At 71.5% G+C, this 16,941-nt stretch carries 16 protein-coding genes; 10 read left to right on the top strand and 6 right to left on the bottom strand.

The genetic code is table 11. The annotated features are described in order from the left end of the window. Positions 1 to 49 precede the first annotated feature (49 nt). The 3 genes from J8J14_RS01500 to J8J14_RS01510 form a co-directional block, all read right to left on the bottom strand. Entirely contained in the window at positions 50 to 772 is a 723-nt protein-coding gene (locus J8J14_RS01500; protein WP_209377628.1) for a hypothetical protein, read from the bottom strand. A gap of 164 nt (positions 773 to 936) precedes the next feature. Then, positions 937 to 1,671, bottom strand: a complete 735-nt coding sequence (locus J8J14_RS01505) for a TVP38/TMEM64 family protein (protein ID WP_342452362.1) — start codon at positions 1,669 to 1,671, stop codon at positions 937 to 939. Continuing rightward, entirely contained in the window at positions 1,668 to 2,447 is a 780-nt protein-coding gene (locus J8J14_RS01510) for a glycosyltransferase family 2 protein (RefSeq protein ID WP_209377629.1), read from the bottom strand. The genes J8J14_RS01505 and J8J14_RS01510 overlap by 4 nt, the downstream gene beginning before the upstream one ends. Before the next feature lie 172 nt (positions 2,448 to 2,619). Here J8J14_RS01510 and J8J14_RS01515 point away from each other — a divergent pair, with 172 nt between their 5' ends. The 7 genes from J8J14_RS01515 to J8J14_RS01545 all read left to right on the top strand — a co-directional run bounded on the left by J8J14_RS01515 (position 2,620) and on the right by J8J14_RS01545 (position 11,297). Then, complete coding sequence (locus tag J8J14_RS01515; RefSeq protein ID WP_209377630.1) at positions 2,620 to 3,705, top strand: COX15/CtaA family protein; 1,086 nt, start codon at positions 2,620 to 2,622, stop codon at positions 3,703 to 3,705. Next, positions 3,702 to 5,945: a sensor histidine kinase gene (locus J8J14_RS01520; RefSeq protein ID WP_209377631.1), complete on the top strand. Its 2,244-nt coding sequence runs from the start codon at positions 3,702 to 3,704 to the stop codon at positions 5,943 to 5,945. The genes J8J14_RS01515 and J8J14_RS01520 overlap by 4 nt, the downstream gene beginning before the upstream one ends. Then, the gene (tldD, locus tag J8J14_RS01525; RefSeq protein WP_209377632.1) at positions 5,942 to 7,390 is read left to right on the top strand and encodes a metalloprotease TldD; all 1,449 of its coding nucleotides are present in this window, start codon (positions 5,942 to 5,944) and stop codon (positions 7,388 to 7,390) included. Before J8J14_RS01520 ends, tldD begins: the two co-directional genes overlap by 4 nt. Positions 7,391 to 7,395: 5 nt before the next feature. Further along, the gene (locus J8J14_RS01530) at positions 7,396 to 8,106 is read left to right on the top strand and encodes a TSUP family transporter (RefSeq protein ID WP_209377633.1); all 711 of its coding nucleotides are present in this window, start codon (positions 7,396 to 7,398) and stop codon (positions 8,104 to 8,106) included. Positions 8,107 to 8,111: 5 nt separating this feature from the next. Further along, entirely contained in the window at positions 8,112 to 8,567 is a 456-nt protein-coding gene (locus tag J8J14_RS01535) for a GNAT family N-acetyltransferase (protein ID WP_245215237.1), read from the top strand. A gap of 83 nt (positions 8,568 to 8,650) precedes the next feature. Then, the gene (locus J8J14_RS01540; protein WP_245215238.1) at positions 8,651 to 9,730 is read left to right on the top strand and encodes a TRAP transporter substrate-binding protein; all 1,080 of its coding nucleotides are present in this window, start codon (positions 8,651 to 8,653) and stop codon (positions 9,728 to 9,730) included. After that, positions 9,720 to 11,297: a methyl-accepting chemotaxis protein gene (locus tag J8J14_RS01545; RefSeq protein WP_209377636.1), complete on the top strand. Its 1,578-nt coding sequence runs from the start codon at positions 9,720 to 9,722 to the stop codon at positions 11,295 to 11,297. The genes J8J14_RS01540 and J8J14_RS01545 overlap by 11 nt, the downstream gene beginning before the upstream one ends. Before the next feature lie 43 nt (positions 11,298 to 11,340). On the opposite strand, the gene J8J14_RS01550 is transcribed toward J8J14_RS01545, so the two are convergent. Both J8J14_RS01550 and J8J14_RS01555 read right to left on the bottom strand, forming a co-directional pair. After that, a complete protein-coding gene (locus J8J14_RS01550; RefSeq protein WP_209377637.1) occupies positions 11,341 to 12,681 on the bottom strand; it encodes a glutamate--cysteine ligase in 1,341 nt (446 codons plus the stop codon). An 8-nt stretch (positions 12,682 to 12,689) separates the two neighbouring features. Then, complete coding sequence (locus J8J14_RS01555) at positions 12,690 to 13,418, bottom strand: 16S rRNA (uracil(1498)-N(3))-methyltransferase (protein WP_209377638.1); 729 nt, start codon at positions 13,416 to 13,418, stop codon at positions 12,690 to 12,692. On the opposite strand from J8J14_RS01555, the gene ubiA reads away from it, so the two are divergent. The 3 genes from ubiA to J8J14_RS01570 all read left to right on the top strand — a co-directional run bounded on the left by ubiA (position 13,411) and on the right by J8J14_RS01570 (position 15,543). Then, positions 13,411 to 14,346, top strand: coding sequence for a 4-hydroxybenzoate octaprenyltransferase (gene ubiA / locus J8J14_RS01560; RefSeq protein WP_209377639.1), 936 nt, complete (start codon positions 13,411 to 13,413; stop codon positions 14,344 to 14,346). The two genes, J8J14_RS01555 and ubiA, sit on opposite strands and share 8 nt — an antisense overlap. Continuing rightward, positions 14,343 to 14,996, top strand: a complete 654-nt coding sequence (locus tag J8J14_RS01565) for a class I SAM-dependent methyltransferase (protein WP_209377640.1) — start codon at positions 14,343 to 14,345, stop codon at positions 14,994 to 14,996. The genes ubiA and J8J14_RS01565 overlap by 4 nt, the downstream gene beginning before the upstream one ends. A 100-nt stretch (positions 14,997 to 15,096) precedes the next feature. Beyond that, entirely contained in the window at positions 15,097 to 15,543 is a 447-nt protein-coding gene (locus J8J14_RS01570; protein WP_209377641.1) for a response regulator, read from the top strand. On the opposite strand, the gene J8J14_RS01575 is transcribed toward J8J14_RS01570, so the two are convergent. After that, positions 15,481 to 16,917, bottom strand: a complete 1,437-nt coding sequence (locus tag J8J14_RS01575) for a sensor histidine kinase (protein WP_209377642.1) — start codon at positions 16,915 to 16,917, stop codon at positions 15,481 to 15,483. The genes J8J14_RS01570 and J8J14_RS01575 overlap by 63 nt on opposite strands. Positions 16,918 to 16,941: the final 24 nt, after the last annotated feature.

The raw sequence follows: 16,941 nt of genomic DNA on the forward strand, positions 1-16,941 counted from the left end.
CGCCGTCCATGCGCGGTGACGCCGGACCTTAGCAGAGCGTCCGGCGTCCTCAGAAACGTCCTCCGATATGCAGCGTCACCCATCCCTCTCCGGGCGCGCCGGGGCAGGAGGCGGTGATGTTGAGCGGTGCCTGGCCCTTTCGGGTCAGGTCCAGCTTCAGTTCGCAATGGGGACCGGCCTTGTCCCCGGCCCGGCCGAGGGAGCTGGTGGAGGTGAGGCGCAGGTCGAAACGGGTGCTGGCGACCCCTGTTCCGGACAGGCTGCCGGACAGCCCGGCTTCGCCGTGAAAGACCAGCCCATCCGGCGCGCCGGGTGCCGAAAGGCCGGTGCGGTCGCCGATCCCGGTCCGGGCGCGGAACTGCAGCCCTGCGGGCAGGAGAAGGGTGAGTTCCTCGAACAAGGCGGCGCCGAAGGAATGGCGGATCCCATCCGCATCCCAGGCCGCCTCGGCCTGCAGGGTCGGGATGGTGGTGAGGGAGAAGCCGTCCCCCTCGAAGGTCTTGTACCGCATTCCCGCCGTGCCGGTGCCGCTGCCAGCGATGATCCGGCCCGAGGCATCCAGCTCGGGCCCGGGCGCTTCGCCGGAGATCCAGAAGCCCTTGTCCGGGCTGTCCCAACCCAGGCTGAGAGACTTAGCGGAATCCACACCCTGGCCAGGCTTGGGGCCTGGAAAGCGCGCGCCGATGGTCGTCTCCTCAGCCGAACCCGACCCGGCGAAACCAAGGAGAAGAAGGGCCGCCAGGGCCAGGGTCGAGGGAGCTAGCTTCGTCATGACTTGATTGGGGCGAAATCAGGGCAAAGATGGCGAAATCATGTCCATGGTTAGAGACAGGCTTCCCCGACCTCAACCCCGAAGCCGGAGGGCGGGCACGACGGACCGTCCCATGTTGCCTGGTGGCATCATGGGGCGCTGGTTCGGAAGAAGGGGGCCGCCCTTCAGGCGGCGGGCGGTTCCCGGCGCAGCAGCCAGATGCCGAGCGCGACGGAGACGAGGAACAGCGCCCCGCCGAGGATGATCTGGGCTGTCCGGTCCACCGCCACCCCATCCCCGAGAAGCGAGAAAACGAGGGTCTGCGGCAGGTAGCCGACCGCCGAGGCCGCCAGGAACGGGGCCAGGCGCAGGCCGGAGAGCCCGGCCAGGAGATTCAGGGCCAGGTTGTTGCCCACCGGAAGCAGGCGCAGGGCCAGGGTGGCGCCGAAGGGGCTGGCCACCAGCCGGTCATGCAACGGGCGGAGGCGCCGGCCGAAGCGGCCTTCCAGCCGCCGCGCCGCCCAGTCCCGCCCGACCAGCCGGGCCCAGCCGAAGGACAGCGCGCAGCCCAGGCTCTGCGCCACCAGCGCCAGCACGGTCCCCAGCCCCGCCCCGAAGGCGTAGCCGCCGAGGAAGGCCACGGCCTGGCGGGGCATGCCCGCCGCCGTGGCCGCGCAGCCGATCGCGAGGAACACGGCCTCGCCCCAGAGGCCCTGGCCGCGGATCCAATGATCCACCCAGCCCATCCCGGTCTCGCCACCCGGCGCCAGGCCGATGGTGCGGATGATCCAGCCGGCCAGGCCCAGCCCCGCTGCCAGCAGCGCCATCCGCCCGGCGGCGGCCAGGGCGGGGGAGGTGCGGCTGGGCCCCGGGTTCAGGCCGGGATCACCCTCGCGCTTGTCGCTGGCCACGGCGGTCACGGCGCATTCGCGCTATCGGGCAGCAGGCGCGGGCGCTTCCAGCGGCGCTGCAGCCACATTATGCCCAGCAGGTCCACTATCCCCACTGCCAGCCGGTCCAGCGTGCCGTAGTTGGACACGCCGCGCATGCGCGGGCGGTGGCCCACCGGCTCGCTCACCACCCGCCCGCCGCCACGCAGCACCAGGGCCGGAAGGAAGCGGTGCATGTGGTCGAAATGAGGGAGGGCGAGGAAGAGGTCCCGCGGGAAGACCTTCAGCCCGCAGCCCGTGTCGGGCGTGGCATCGCCCAGCAGCCGGGCGCGCACGCGGTTGGCGATACGGCTGGTGAAGCGCTTGGTGGCCGTGTCCTTGCGGGTGGTGCGCCAGCCCGCCACGAGCGTGTCGGCCCCTTCCGCCCGTGCCCGTTCCCAGAGGCGGGGGATATCCGCCGGATCGTTCTGTCCGTCTCCGTCGAGCGTCGCGATCCAGGGCGCGCGGGCGGCGCGGATGCCCGTGACGATGGCGGCGGATTGCCCGCAGGAGACGGCATGCCGCAGCAGGCGCACCGGGGCCGAGGCCGCGGCACCACGCACGGCCCCGGCCGTGCCGTCCGTGGAGCCGTCATCGACATAGATGATCTCATGCGGCACGCCGGCGAGGGCGGCGCCGATCTCGGCCACCAGGGAGGCGATGTTCGGCGCCTCGTTCCGCACCGGCACCACGACGCTGATGGCCGGGTGACCCGGCGGAGTGGTGCCCTCGGCGGGGTTGCCGGGGGAAGTGGCGGGCGGGGACATGCGGCGGCGGGGGGTAGCAGGGGGCGCGTGACGCGTCCAGCATGGCGGCGCCCCGCCCCCTGGTCGCCTCGCCGCCCGGGGCCATCTCTGCGGTGCACCCTTGCCCCGCATGGCGGACCATACTTCCCTGCGGTTGCTGCAAGACCTGTTCACACCCCATTTGCCGGTTCCCATGCCCTTCGACGCCCAGGCCCCGTATCTCAGCACCGCCGCTGCACCGGCCGCGCGCCCGTTCGCCGTTGCCTATTGGCTGCTGGCCGTGGCGGCCATGGTCTGGGCGATGGTGGCCATCGGCGGTGCGACGCGGCTCACCGGCTCGGGCCTCTCCATCATGGAATGGGCGCCGCTCCGCGGGATGCTGCCGCCGATGAGCGAGGCGGAGTGGAAGCGCCTCTACGACCTCTACCGGACCATCCCGCAATACGAGCTGGTCAACCGCGGCTTCGGGCTGGAAGGCTTCAAGGGCATTTTCTGGCTGGAATGGATCCACCGCTTCTGGGGAAGGATGATCGGGCTGGCCTATGCCGCCGGCCTGGCCTGGTTCTGGCTGCGCGGGCGCATCCCGCAGGGCTATCGCGGCCGGCTCCTCCTGTTGCTGGCGCTGGGCGGGCTGCAGGGCGCGGTGGGCTGGTTCATGGTTGCTTCGGGCTTCGAGGCGGACCGCACCGCCGTCTCCCCCTGGCGGCTGGTCATCCATCTCGGCCTCGCCCTGCTGCTGTTCGGCATGCTCGTCTGGACGGCGCTGACCCTGCTGCGCCCGCATCGCGATGCCCCGCCCGAGGCCGCCGCCCTGCGGCCCCTGGCCCATGCCACGGCGGGGCTGGTGGTGCTGGCCATGCTCGCCGGCGGCTTCGTCGCGGGCATCAAGGCCGGGCTCGACTACAACACCTTCCCGCTGATGGATGGCCGACTGGTGCCGGCGGGCTATGGCGGCCAGGGATCCTTCCTGCATGCCCTGGTGGCGGATGTGGCGACGGTGCAGTTTAATCACCGGCTGCTGGCCACCCTTTCGGGGGTGGCGGCCATCGCGCTGGGATGGGTTGCGCTGCGGCGCCTGCCCGCAGGGCCGGCGCGGGCCACGGCTATCGTCTTCCTGGGAGTGGTGATGCTGCAATATGCGCTGGGGGTCGCCACCCTGCTGAACGCCGTCCCGGTCTGGCTGGGAACGCTCCACCAGGCCGTGGCGGTGGGCGTGCTCGCGGCCGCGCTGGCGCTGCTGCATGCGTTGCGGCGGCCGCGCGCGGAACAACGGGCTTGACCGACCCTTCGGACACCGACGCGCTTCTTCACGCGGCGCTGGGTGCGCTGCCGATGGGCATCGCGGTCTATGACCGCGAGGCAAGGCTGGTCTATGCCAATGCGGCGCTGTGGAAACAGGCCGGCCGGGATGCCGCGCCTCTGCCGCCGGGCACCTCCCGGGCCGAGGTGATCGCGTTGCTCGCCCGGGCCGGCCATTACGGCGTGGCGAAGCGGGATACCGGCGCGCTGGCGGCTTCGCTCTGCGGCGACCTTCCGCAGCGACACCTGACGCGCAACACCGCCGGCCGCTGGCACGAGATGGGCAGCGTGCCTCTGCCGGATGGCGGCTGGGTCGGCTATTCCATGGACGTCACGGGTTCCTGGCGCACCGAGGCGGATGTCATCCCGCATGCGGCGCTGCTGGAAACCATCCTGGAGCGCCTCGACACCGGCGTGCTGGTGAGCGACCGCGAGAAGCGGGTGGCCTATTTCAACCGCGCCTATCGCGAGCTGACAGGGGCGCGGGAGGACGTACTCCGGCCCGGGATGCCGCGCAGCGAGCTGTTCGGGCATCTGGAGGAGGTTGGCGAGCTCGCCGGAATGCCGCCCGAGACGCGCGCGATGCTCCCCCAGCTTGGCGAGCGGGAGACGGCGCTCTTTTCCTACCATGGTTCCAACGGGACCATCGTCTCGGTCCGCGCTCGCCCCATGGCCGAGGGCGGGGTGCTGACGGAGCTGCACGACGTGACCGCCCTGCGCGATGCCGAGAGGGCGTCGCAGGACCGGGCGGAGCTTCTGGACGGCGTGCTGGCGGCGCTGCCGCACGGGGTCTGCGTCTATGGTCCGGACCGGCGCGTGCGCCTGGTCAATGCCGCCTACCAGGAGATCATGGCGGACTCCCCGGTGGAGGTGGGCGAGCACCACCGGGACATCGTGATGCGGCGCATCGCCCAGGGCGAGTATGGCGAGCCGGCGGCGGATACGCTGGCTCGGCTGCAGCAGGATTTCGACGACGCCCGGCCCTATGAGCGGACGCGCACCCGGCCGAATGGCAGGGTGGTTTCGGTCCGCGTGGTTCCCCCGGCGGGCGGCGGGCTGGTGGTCGTCATTACCGATGTAACGGCCCGCGCGCAGGCCGAGGCCGAGGCGCAGCGGCGCGCGACGACGCTGCAGGCGATGCTGGACAACCAGCCGCACGGCGTCGCCCTGTTCGATTCGCAGGGTTACCTGATCGCCTCCAACGGCCTTGCCGGGCGGCTGACCGGGCTCGGGGACGCGATGCGGCCGGGCCGCCACCTGCTGGAGCTGCGCGCGGAGCAGATCGATGCGCAGGAGTTCGGCTCGGTTGGGGATATCGAGTCCTTCGTTGCCGCACGGGGGGACGAGCCCCTGCACAGGGGCGGCCTCTATGCCCGCCAGCGGCCAGATGGCTCGGTGCTGGAGGTGCGGACCGACCGGACGCCGGATGGTGGGTTCATCCGCACCTATCGCGACGTCACGGAGGAGCGGCGGATCCGGAGCGAGCTGGAGGCGGCGCGCGACGCGGCCGAGGCGGCCTCCCGCGCCAAGTCCTCCTTCCTGGCGACGATGACGCATGAGCTGCGCACCCCGCTACATGCGGTGATCGGCTTCTCCGAGGCCATTCTGGAGGCGAACAAGCCCGAGGTGATCCGCGACCACGCGCAGGAGGTCATAGCGGCCGGACGCCAGCTTCTCGCTCTCGTCGAGGGGCTGCTGGAGGCAACGCGCATCGAGGCCGATGCCCTGTCCTTGCGCGGCAACCTCTTCGACCCCGCGCAGTCGTTGCGCAACGCCGGCGCCCGCGCGCGGAAGCTGGCGAAGGAGGCGCAGATCCACTTCACCGTGACCGTGCCGGAAACCCTGCCCCGCGTGCGCGCGGATGAGCAGCGCCTGCGCCAGGTGCTGGACGCGCTGCTCTCCAACGCCATGAAGTTCACCCCCGAGGGTGGCGAGGTGACGCTGACGGTCCATATGCCGGACGGCGCGGGCCGACCCGCCGTGGTCGAGATCGCGGATACCGGCATCGGCATGGCGCCCGAGGACATCCCGCGCGCCTTCGAGGCCTTTACCCAGCTCGAGGGAGGGCTCTCCCGCCGTTATCCCGGCTCCGGCCTGGGCCTCTACCTGGCCCGTGCCCTGGCGGGGGCGATGGGAATGGAGCTGACCCTCGACAGCATGCCCGGCAAGGGTACCACCGCGCGGCTCGTCCTGCCGCCGGCAGAGGAGATGACGGCATGACCCCATTCACCAGCAATGGCACGCCGCTAGACGTCACCGCCCGCCTGTTCTTCCGCGAACTGGATGCCGGCGAGGCCGGCCGCATCACCGCCGGGGCGCTTTCGGGCGCCGAGGACGGGGAGCTGTTCCTGGAATACCGCGAGAGCGAGATGCTGAGCCTGGAGGATGGCCGCATCCGCTCCGCCAGCTTCGACACCATGCGCGGCTTCGGGCTGCGCGCCGTGCGCGGCGCGGCCGCCGCCTATGCCCATGCCGGGGAGATCACGGCGCCGGCCCTGAAGCGCGCCGCCGAAGCCGTGCGCGGCCTGCCGGGCGAGGGCAGCATCCGCGTGGCCGAGCCGCCGCGCGCGACCAATGCGCGGCTCTATGATGCCGCCAACCCGCTGCATGCGATGGAATTCGCCGCCAAGACGGCGCTTCTGGCCGAGATCGACGCCTATGCCCGGGGGCGCGACCCGCGTGTGGTGCAGGTGATGGCCTCGCTGGTCGGCGAATGGCAGGCGGTGCGGATCATGCGCGCCGATGGGCGCGAGGTGGCGGATCTGCGCCCGCTGGTGCGGTTGAACGTGAATGTGGTGGTGGAGCGCGACGGGCGGCGCGAGAGCGGCAGCCATGGCCTGGGTGGCCGCTACGCCTATGACCGGCTGCTGGGTGGGGAGAGCTGGAAGGCCGCCGTGGATGAGGCGCTGCGACAGGCCGTGCTGAACCTGGACAGCATCCCGGCCCCGGCCGGCGAGATGGAGGTGGTGCTCGGCCCGGGCTGGCCGGGCATCCTGCTGCACGAGGCGATCGGCCATGGGCTGGAAGGTGATTTCAACCGCAAGGGCACCAGCGCCTTCGCCGGGCTGATGGGGCAGCGCGTTGCCTCGAAGGGCGTGACCGTGGTGGATGACGGCACCATCCCGGACCGCCGGGGCTCCCTGACCGTGGATGACGAGGGCACGCCCTCCGGCCGTACCGTGATGATCGAGGACGGCATCCTCACCGGCTTCATCCAGGACCGGCAGAATGCCCGGCTGATGGGCGTGGCCCCCACGGGCAACGGACGCCGGCAGAGCCATGCCCACGCCCCCATGCCGCGCATGACCAACACGGTGATGATGGGCGGGGACCACGCGCCGGAGGAAATCATGCGCAGCGTGAAGCGCGGCATCTATGCCGTGAACTTCGGCGGCGGGCAGGTGGACATCACCTCGGGCAAGTTCGTCTTCTCCGCCAGCGAGGCCTACATGATCGAGGACGGGAAGATCGGCGCGCCGGTGAAGGGCGCGACCCTGATCGGCGACGGGCCGAGCGCCCTCACCCAGGTCTCGATGATCGGCAACGACATGTCGCTGGATGCGGGCATCGGCACCTGCGGCAAGCAGGGCCAGGGCGTGCCGGTGGGCGTGGGCCAGCCGACGCTGAAGATGACCGGGCTGACCATCGGCGGCACCGCCGTCTAGCTCCGGTGGATGTTGCGGAGCTGATCCTTGCCGGGCTGGCCATGGCGCTGGCCACGGTGGTGCAGCTCTCGGCGGGGCTGGGGCTCGGGCTGGTGGGCGTGCCGCTCCTCGCGGCCATCGATCCCCGGCTTGTGCCGGTGCCGTTCGTTCTCTCCGGCCTTCCCATGATGCTGGGCCAGTGGCGGGTGGATTCCGGCGCCGTGCCGCCGGGCATGCTCGCCCCTGCCCTTCTGGGCGTGGTGCTTGGCACGGCCGGGGGCATGGCCCTGGCCATCCTGCTTCCCGGGATCGCCACGCGGCGGGGCTATGGCGTCATCGTGCTGCTGGCGGTCGCGCTGGCCCTGGCCATGCCCCGGCTGCGCCCCACCCGGCCGATGCTGGCCGGGGCCGCGGCCGTCTCCGGCGTGATGGGTGGGATCTCCGGCGTGCACGGGCCGCTGATGGGCCTGGTGGTCGCCCATCTGCCAGCCCAGGCCGTGCGCGGCTTCCTCGGGCTGTTCTGGCTGGTGGCCTATGGCGCCATCCTTGCCGCCGCGGTGCCGGCGGGGCGGCTGGGCTGGCAGGAGCTGTGGCTGGCCCTGGCGCTGCTGCCCGGGATCGCGCTGGGCGCGGCGCTGTCCGGCCCCGCGCGGCGCTGGCTGCATGGACCCCGGCTGCGCTGGGCCATATTGGGGATCTCCGGGGCGGGCGGGATCGCCCTGGTCTTGGCGGGATGAGCGGAATGCGCCTTGCAAGGGCCGGTGAGGCCGAAACCATCCGTGCACTCACCGAGCGCGCCTATGCCCATTACATCCCGCTGCTCGGGCGCCGCCCGGCGCCGATGGATGATGACTTCGCCTATCGCATCGAGCACGGGCAGGCGCATGTGATGGAACGGGAGGGGCGGATCGTCGCGCTGGCGGTGATCGAGGACCGGGCCGATCACCTCTGGATCGAGAACCTGGCCGTGGACCCGGCTCTGCATGGCCGGGGCACCGGCCAGGCCCTGCTTGCCTTCTGCGAAGCGGAGGCGCGGCGGCGCGGCCTGCAGGAGCTTCGCCTGCTGACGAATGAGCGGATGGAGCGGAACCGCGCGATCTATGCCAGGGCCGGCTTCACCGAGACGGAGCGGCGCGAGGAGAACGGGCTGCGCCGCGTCTACATGGCGCGGCGGCTGGAAGACCCGGCCGGGCCCTAGGCCCTGGCGGCGCTTCCGCGCCGCGGGATAGGATGCCGGGCGGCGCAAGGATTCGGCCGCTTCCTGCATGTGATAGGATGCCGATGCCCGGTCGTCTTCCCCGTCACGCGCGCGGGTGGTTGCGCGGCGCGGCGCGGCTGGCCGGTGCCGCGCTTCTCAGCCTGCTTGCCGCCCCCGCCATGGCGCAGGAGCCGCTGCGGCTTCGCGTGGTGGGCGGGCTGGCCGGCGTTTCCCAGTTCCTGCGCTACGAGGAACCCTTCTGGCGCGACCGGCTGCCCGGGATCACGGGCGGGCGGGCGGTGGCGGAGGTCACGCCGTCCGACCGTTCCGGGCTGAAGCCGGAGGACATGCTGCAGCTGCTCCAGCGTGGCACAGTTCCCTTCGGCACCATCCTCCTGGCCCAGGCGGCGGCGGAGGAACCCGAGTTCCAGGCGCTGGACCTGCCCCTGCAGAACCCGGACATCGCGACCCTGCGGCGCACGGTGCAGCTCTACCGCCCGCACCTGCAGCGCCTGCTGGCGGAGCGCTACGGGATCGAGTTGCTCGCCATCTACACCTATCCCGCCCAGGTCACCTGGTGCCGCCGGCCCTTCACGGGGCTGGCGGATCTCGCCGGGCGGCGGATCCGCACCTCCTCGCTGGGACAGGCCGAGATATTCGAGGCGATCGGCGCCACCCCCGTGACCATCCCCTTCGCCGGCATCGTGCCCGCCATGCGGGAGGGCGCGGTGGAATGCGCGGTGACAGGCGCTCTCTCGGGCAATGCCATCGGGCTGCAGGAGGTGGCGACGCATATCCACGACATGGCGCTGAGCTGGGGCGTCTCGATGTTCGGCGCCAACCGCGCCGCCTGGGCCGCCCTGCCGGAGGAGATCCGCGGCAGCATCCGGGCCGGGCTGGGCGAGCTGGAAGCGGCGGTCTGGAAGGGCGCGGAGGAGGAGACGGTGGAGGGGATGCGCTGCGCCACCGGCGCGCCGGACTGCACGGGCCGGCGCGGCAACCTCACCCTCGTCCCCATGTCGCGCGAGGATGAGGCGCGGCGGCGGGGCTTGCTGCTCTGGATGGTGCTGCCGCGCTGGATCGACCGCTGCGGGCCGGATTGCGCCAATATCTGGAACAGCACCCTCGCTCCCGCCCTGGGGATCCAGGCCCATGCGCGCTGAGGACGGGCGCCGCACCCGCTGGACCGGGCGCATCAGCACGCGCGCGGCGGGCATTCTCCTCCTGATGCTGCTCGTCCTCGGCTTCCTCTCGGGCGGATCGACACTGATCGGCACCCGGCAGGCCGCGATCATCGACGAGCTGGGCATCCGCCAGCGCGGCCATACCGAGGCGGTGGACGACTTCGCCGGCCGCCTGTTCTCCTTCAGCGGCTTCCTCGGCAACGTCATCCTCGGCGAGGTGCGGCCCGCCGTGGCCGCGCGCCGCGTGACGCGCGAGGTGGAGCTGCTCAACACCGCCTATGACGAGCTGATCGCGCGCGTGGGCGAGAGGCTGGATCCTCTGCTGGTCTCCACCACGCGCGACATGATGGCGCGCATGCCCGCGCTGGGCCGGGAGATGCAGGCCGCCTTCGCCACCGAGCAGCGGGACCGCTACGCCGCGCTGAATGATGCCTGGCGCGTGCGCGCCGTGACCTTCAGCAGCCTGGTGGGCGAGGCGCGGCGCCTGGTGCGCGAGGAAGCGGGGGAAAACCTGGCTCGCGCGCGGGCGCTTTCAGAGCGTGGGCGCTGGGTGAACCTGGCCGGCCTCGCCCTGGGGCTGCTAGGGTTGTTCCTGACATGGCTCGTGCTTGTGCGGTCGACGGCGCGGCCGCTTGCGCAGGTGGCCCGCGCGATGGAGCGGCTGGCCCATGGGCAGGCCGAGGCCGAGATCCCCGCCACGGATCGCCGGGACCAGGTGGGCGAGATGGCGCGGGCGCTGCTGGTGTTCCGCGACAACCTCCTCACCACCCGCCGCCTGGGGGAGCAGGCGCTGCATGGTGCGCGCCGCACCGCCATCGCCACCACCCAGGCCTCCCACGCCATCGGGCAGATCTCGGACGGCGCGATGACGCAGCTGGCGGAGCTGAACGGGCTGGCCACCGCGCTGGACCACAGCAGCGACGCCATCCGCGAGGTCGGGCGCATCACCCAGAACTCGCATGACCAGACCGAGGCCGCGCGCAGGCTCCTGGCCGATAGCCTGGCCAAGATCGGCGCGCTGGTGGAACTGGTGGACGCGGTGGGCGACGACACCGAGCGCGTGACGCGCATCGCCGGCCATATCGGCCGCATCGCGACCCAGACCAACATCCTGGCCATCAACGCCGCCATCGAGGCGGCCCGCGCCGGCGAGCATGGGCGCGGGCTGGCGGTGGTGGCGGAGGAGGTGCGCGCCCTGGCCGTGAACACCGAGAACCTGGCGCAGGAAATCGCCGATGTCGTCGTGCAGGCCGGCACGCGCGCGCGCGAAGGCCGCCAGGGCGCGGCCGCCGTGGGCACCGCCATGGACGAGCTGGAGCGGCTGGTGGGCGAGAGCGCGCGGCTTTCCGGCGCCACCGCCATCGCCATGGAACAGCAGGAGGCCACGGTTACCAGCATCGCCGGCCGCGTGCAGGTGCTGACGCAGATCGGCCAGTCCAATGCCACGGCGGCGGAGGAGATCACCGTGACGATGATCGACCTCTCGCGCCTGGCGGACGAGACGCGCTCGGCGGTGGAGAATGTCGCGGCTGAGGGGCGGGGGTGATCCCCGGGGATGCAGGGAGAGCGGCGCTCCCCCTGCCAGCGGGTCAGATCGCCGCTTCCTCGAAGACCCGCGACACATCGCCTCCCCACTCGGCGTTCCGCCGCAGCCAGTGATCCGCCTGGGTTTCGCCCGAGGCCGCGATGCGCTCCAGCGGCGCGAGGAAGCGTTCCTCGCCATGGCCGCGGGCGCGCAGGCCATCGCGCGAAATGGCGAGAACCTCCTGCGCCACTTCGCGCAGCGCGACGCCGCCGATCTCTGCATCGAGGGCCTGCTTCGGCACCGCGGCGCGCAGCGCCTGCATCTGCGCCACGGACCAGTTGCGGACCAGTGCCGCCGCCGCCTTCTGCGCGGCGTCGTCATAGAGCAGTCCCACCCAGAAGGCAGGCAGGGCGGAGACCATGGCGGCGGAACCCATATCCGCGCCGCGCATCTCCAGGAATCGCTTCAGGCGGACATCGGTGAACACCGTGGTCACATGGTCTGCCCAGTCACCCATGGTGGCGCGGATGGCCGGGTCCTTGGGCAGCCCGCGCGCCATGAAGTCGCGGAAGGTGGTGCCGGTGGCATCCACGAAGCGGCCCTCGCGCATCACGAAATACATGGGCACGTCCAGCACCCAGTCCGCGAAGCGCTCGAAGCCGAAGCCATCCTCGAAGGCCACGGCGGGGATGCCGGTGCGGTCCGGATCCGTGCGGGTCCAGACATGGCCGCGCAGCGTGCGGTACTCCGTCGCCGCGCCTTCGCGGAAGGGCGAGTTGGCGAAAAGCGCGGTGGCCAGCGGCTGCAACGCGAGGGAGATGCGCAGCTTCTCCACCATATCCGCCTCGTCGCCGAAGTCGAGATTGGCCTGCACCGTGGCCGTGCGCAGCATCATGTCCAGGCCCATGTCGCCCACGCGCGGCATGTATTCGCGCATGATCGCGTAGCGGCTCTTGGGCATCCAGGGCATCGCCTCGCGCGTCGCGATGGGGTGGAAGCCGAGGCCCGCGAAACCGATGCCCAGCGGCTCGGCCACGGCGTGCAGGTCGCGCAGGTGGTCGTCCAGCTCCGCCTCGGTTTCCCCGATGGTGGCGAACGGCGCGCCGGAAAGCTCGAACTGGCCGCCCGGCTCCAGGCTCACGCTGGCCATGCCGCGCTTCAGGCCAATGAGCTTGCCATTGTCCTCGATCCGCTCCCAGCCGCGCTCGGCCAAGCCGTCCAGCAGGGCGCAGATGCCGTTGGGCGCATAGGGCGGCGGGCCGAAGCCCTGGCGGTAGAAACCGATCTTCTCGTGTTCCGTGCCGACGCGCCACTGGTCCCGCGGCTTGCTGCCGGCGGCGAACCACCCGGCCAGGTCACGCATGGAGTGGATGGGCGTGAGATCGGCCTCGCCGGGATTGGACATGCTGTTTTCTACTCGTCCGTCTGGTGGGCCCAATCGCCGCGGGTCGCCTGCAACACCGCGAGCGCCGAGACCGCCGCCGTCTCCGCCCGGAGGATTCGGGGGCCGAGGCTGACCATTGCAACAAAGGGATGCCGTGCCAGGGCGTCAAGTTCCGGTCCCGTGAACCCGCCTTCCGGCCCAATGAGAAGCGCAGGCATGGGGCCCGGCGGCAACTGCGCCAGCGGCACCGCCCTGCGCCGTTCGGCCGCCACGGCCAGGGGCGATCCGTCCCAGGCACCGAGGGCGTTATAGAGTGGGACGGCCTCGGCGATCTCCGGCACGTCCAGCCTTTCGCATTGCTCGGCCGCCTCCCGCGCGATGAGGAAGAGGCGGGCGCGGTTCACCCGGTCCGGCACGGCGCGGGTGGTCAGCACAGGGTGGATCGCGCGCACGCCAAGTTCCGTCACCTTCTCCACCACCCATTCCATCGCCTCGCGCTTCAGGGCGGCGACGAGAAGCACGGGGCCGGAAGCAATGGTCTGCGCGCGGCGCCGCTCCTCGGGGGTGAAGGTGGCATCATCCTTCCGGATCGCGGTGACACGCGCCTTCCATTCTCCGTCACGCCCGTTGAAGAGAAGGATTTCGTCTCCCTCCTTCTTTCGCATGACCGAGCCGAGATAGCGGCCCTGCCCCGGCGCGGCGGAAATGGCCTCGCCCTCGGCCAGGTCGTGTTCGGTGTAGAGGCGCGGGATGGACACGGGCTTTGATCCGTCGGACAGGAAGGGCGTGGCTCCTTACACCGATATACGCCGCGAAGGCCTCTCCGCCTGGCTGCCGGCCGCGCTGGTGCCCTATGCGCTGCTGATGCGGCTGGACCGGCCGATCGGCTCCTGGCTGCTCTTCCTTCCCGGCCTATGGGCCTTCGCCGCCGCGGCGCCCTCCTGGGAAAGGGGGATCTGGCTTACCTTCCTCTTCGGGGTGGGGGCCGTGGTGATGCGCGGCGCGGGCTGCGTGGTGAATGACCTTTGGGACCGGGACCTGGACCGGCAGGTGGAACGCACGCGCGGCCGCCCCCTGGCCTCCGGCGCCGTCTCCCCCAAACAGGCCCTGGGCTTCCTGGCGGGGCTGCTGGTGGTCGGGCTGGCGATCCTGGTCCAGCTCCCCGCGGCGGCGATCTGGCTTGGGGTCGCCTCCCTGCTGCCGATCATCCTCTATCCCCTGGCCAAGCGGGTCACGGACTGGCCCCAGGCGGTGCTGGGCGTGGTCTTCACCTGGGCGGCGCCCATGGGCTGGGCGGCCGCCACCGGGGCGCTGGAGGCCCCGGCCCTGCTCCTCTGGGCCGCCGGCTTCGCCTGGACCCTCGCCTATGACACGATCTACGCCCACCAGGACCGCGAGGATGACGCGCTGGTGGGTATCCGCTCCTCCGCCCTGACGCTGGGGGAACGGACGCGGCCCTTCCTGGGGGGCGCCTTCGCCCTGTGCATCCTCCTGCTGGCCCTGGCGGGCTGGATGGCGGGGCTGAACCCGGCCTTCCTCGCCGGGCTGCTCCTGCCCGCCGCGCATTTCTCCTGGCAGGTCCACCGGCTGGACATACACGCCCCCGGCCTGTGCCTGCGGATCTTCAGGTCCAACCGCGATGCGGGGCTGCTGGTGGCCCTGGCTTTCCTGATGGGGCGGCTGTGAGGGACGGGGAGGAGGCGGAGGCCTTCATCGCCGCCCACGCGACCATCGCCCGCCCAGCCCTGGTGCCCGAAATCCCGCTCTATCTGGCCACCGAGATCACGCCGATCTGGCAGGCGACCGAGGCCTGGCTGGGAGAGCAGGGGATCGAGCCGCCCTTCTGGGCCTTCGCCTGGCCCGGCAGCCAGGCCCTGGCGCGCTGGATTCTGGACACCCCTTCCCTGGTCGCGGGCAAACGTGTGCTGGATTTCGCGGCGGGCGGCGGGCTGGCGGCCATTGCGGCCGCAAGGGCGGGCGCCACCTTCGTGGAGGCGGCGGAGATCGACCCCCTCGCCCATGCCGCCACCCGGCTGAATGCCCGGCTGAACGGCGTCTCCATCGTGGAGGTGCCCGGGGATGTGGTGGGCGCCCCCAATCGTTGGGACACAGTGCTGGCCGGGGATGTCTGCTACGAAGCGCCGATGACCAGCCACATCCTGCCCTGGCTGCGCGGCCTGGCCGCCGCCGGAGCGGAGGTCATCCTGGCCGATCCCGGACGCGCCTATGTCCCGCGGGACGGGCTAGAGGCCGTGGCGCGGTTTCGCGTACCCGTCACGCGCGAGCTGGAGGACCGGGACGAGCGGGAGGTGGTGCTGTCCCGCATCACCCCGTGACAGATCCGGGTCACAATGCGGGTGAGCGGTGCAAGGCAGGGAAACCGCTGGAAGCCGCTTCGGTTTTCCCCGCTGAGCTTGGGTGGGCCAGATACGTCACATGTCGCAGCGCGTGCTGATCGTTGAGGACGAGGCACTGATCGCCCTCGACCTCACCTTCTGCCTCGAGGGGTTGGGCCATGAGGTGGTGGCGACCGCCGCCGATTCAGCCGAGGCGATGGCCGCGGTGCTGGAAGGGGTCGATCTCGCCCTGGTGGACCTGAACCTGCGCGATGGCCCGACCGGGCCCAGCCTGGGCGAGCGCCTGGCACGCGACTGGAACGTGACCGTGATCTACCTGACCGCCAATCCCCGCCAGGTCGGGCCCGGGGTGCGCGGCCCTGTCGGAATCCTGGCCAAGCCCTATTCGGAGGCGACGCTGGCGCAGGCCGTTCGCTTCGCCACCTCCCTCCGCGAGGGCCGGGAGGTGATGCCCCCTCCGGAGCTACGCCTGCTGGCGGGCCCTGCTCCGACGTTCGAGCGCGCCGGGCGGGAGGCGGGCTTCTAGCTCCAGCCCTTCCGGTGGCCAGACCCGCGTCACCTTGCCGCCCAGCTGGCCCTGGACGCTGATCATCGCCAACCGGGTTCCGAAACCCTCATGCTCCGGCGGCCCCTGCACCTCGGGCCCACCCCGCTCGCGCCAGCGGAGCAGCAGTTCCTCACCCTCCTTCAGCACCTGGATGGCCACCCGCCCTCCCGGCCGGGACAGGGCCCCGTATTTCGCGGCATTGGTAGCCAGCTCATGGAAGAGCAGGGCCAGGGGGGTCGCGGCGGCGTCGTCGAAGGTCTGGTCGTCGCCGGAGATGGTGATGCGCTTCTCCCCGCCCGGGCTCGGGTCATAGGGGGAGAGAAGATCGGCCAGGAAATGGAAGAGCGTGGTGCCGCCGCGCTCGGGCCGGCTCCCATCGCTGTGCGGGCGTGCGAATTCATGCGCGCGCGCCAGGGCGTTGATCCGGCCGCGCAGCTCCCCCGCGAACTCGCCGGCCTCCGGATGGCCCCGCGCGGTCAGCGAGACGAGGGAGGCGATGACGGAGAAGATGTTCTTGATACGGTGGCTCAGCTCATGGCTGAGGACTTCCCGCTCCTCCGCCACGCGGCGGAGATCATGGATGTCGGTGCAGGTGCCGAACCAGCGGGTGATGCGCCCGCGCGCATCCCGAACCGGCAGGGCACGGCCGAGGAACCAGCGCCAGCTTCCATCAGCCATGCGCAGGCGGTACTCGACCTCATAGAGCTTCCCTGTGGCCAGGGCCTGGCGCCAGCGTTCCCAGGTGGTGGCACGGTCATCGGCGTGGACCACTTTTTCCCAGTCCACCCCGTCCGTGTCGCCATCTCCCGTGCCGGTCAGCTCATACCAGCGGCGGTTATAGTAATCATGGTGGCCGTCCGGGCGGGTGGACCAGACCGCCTGGGGCATGGTGTCGGCAATGGTCCGGAAGCGCGCCTCGCTCTCGCGCAGCGCCGCCTCCTTGTCCTTCTGCTCCGAGATGTCCAGCGCGACGCCGGCCAAGCGCTGCGCCATGCCCGTGGCATCGCGCAGCACGCGGCCGCGCAGCAGCACCCAGATCACATCCCCGCCCGGCGGCCAGACGCGGTAGGTGATGTTCAGCGGCGCGCGCCCGGCCAGGGCGGAGGCAAGGGCGCGGTCCAGCGCGGGCCGGTCCTCCGGCACCACATGCACCAGCAGCTCCGGCCCCGGTGCGCCTCGCTCGCCTGTCGCGGGGTCGATGCCGTGCAGGGTGCAGGCCCTGGCATCGCCATGGATCAGATCCGTCTCGGCGTCCCAGTCCCAGGCGCCGGCAATACCCGAGGCCTCCAGCGCCAGTGCCAGGCGCTGCTCGGCCCAGCTGGGGCGCACGGCAGTGGGGACATCGTCAGGCAACACGGCTTTTCCGGTGGCTCCACG

The sequence above is a fragment of the Pararoseomonas baculiformis genome, from assembly GCF_017813395.1.
Classification (GTDB): Bacteria; Pseudomonadota; Alphaproteobacteria; order Acetobacterales; family Acetobacteraceae; genus Roseomonas; species Roseomonas baculiformis.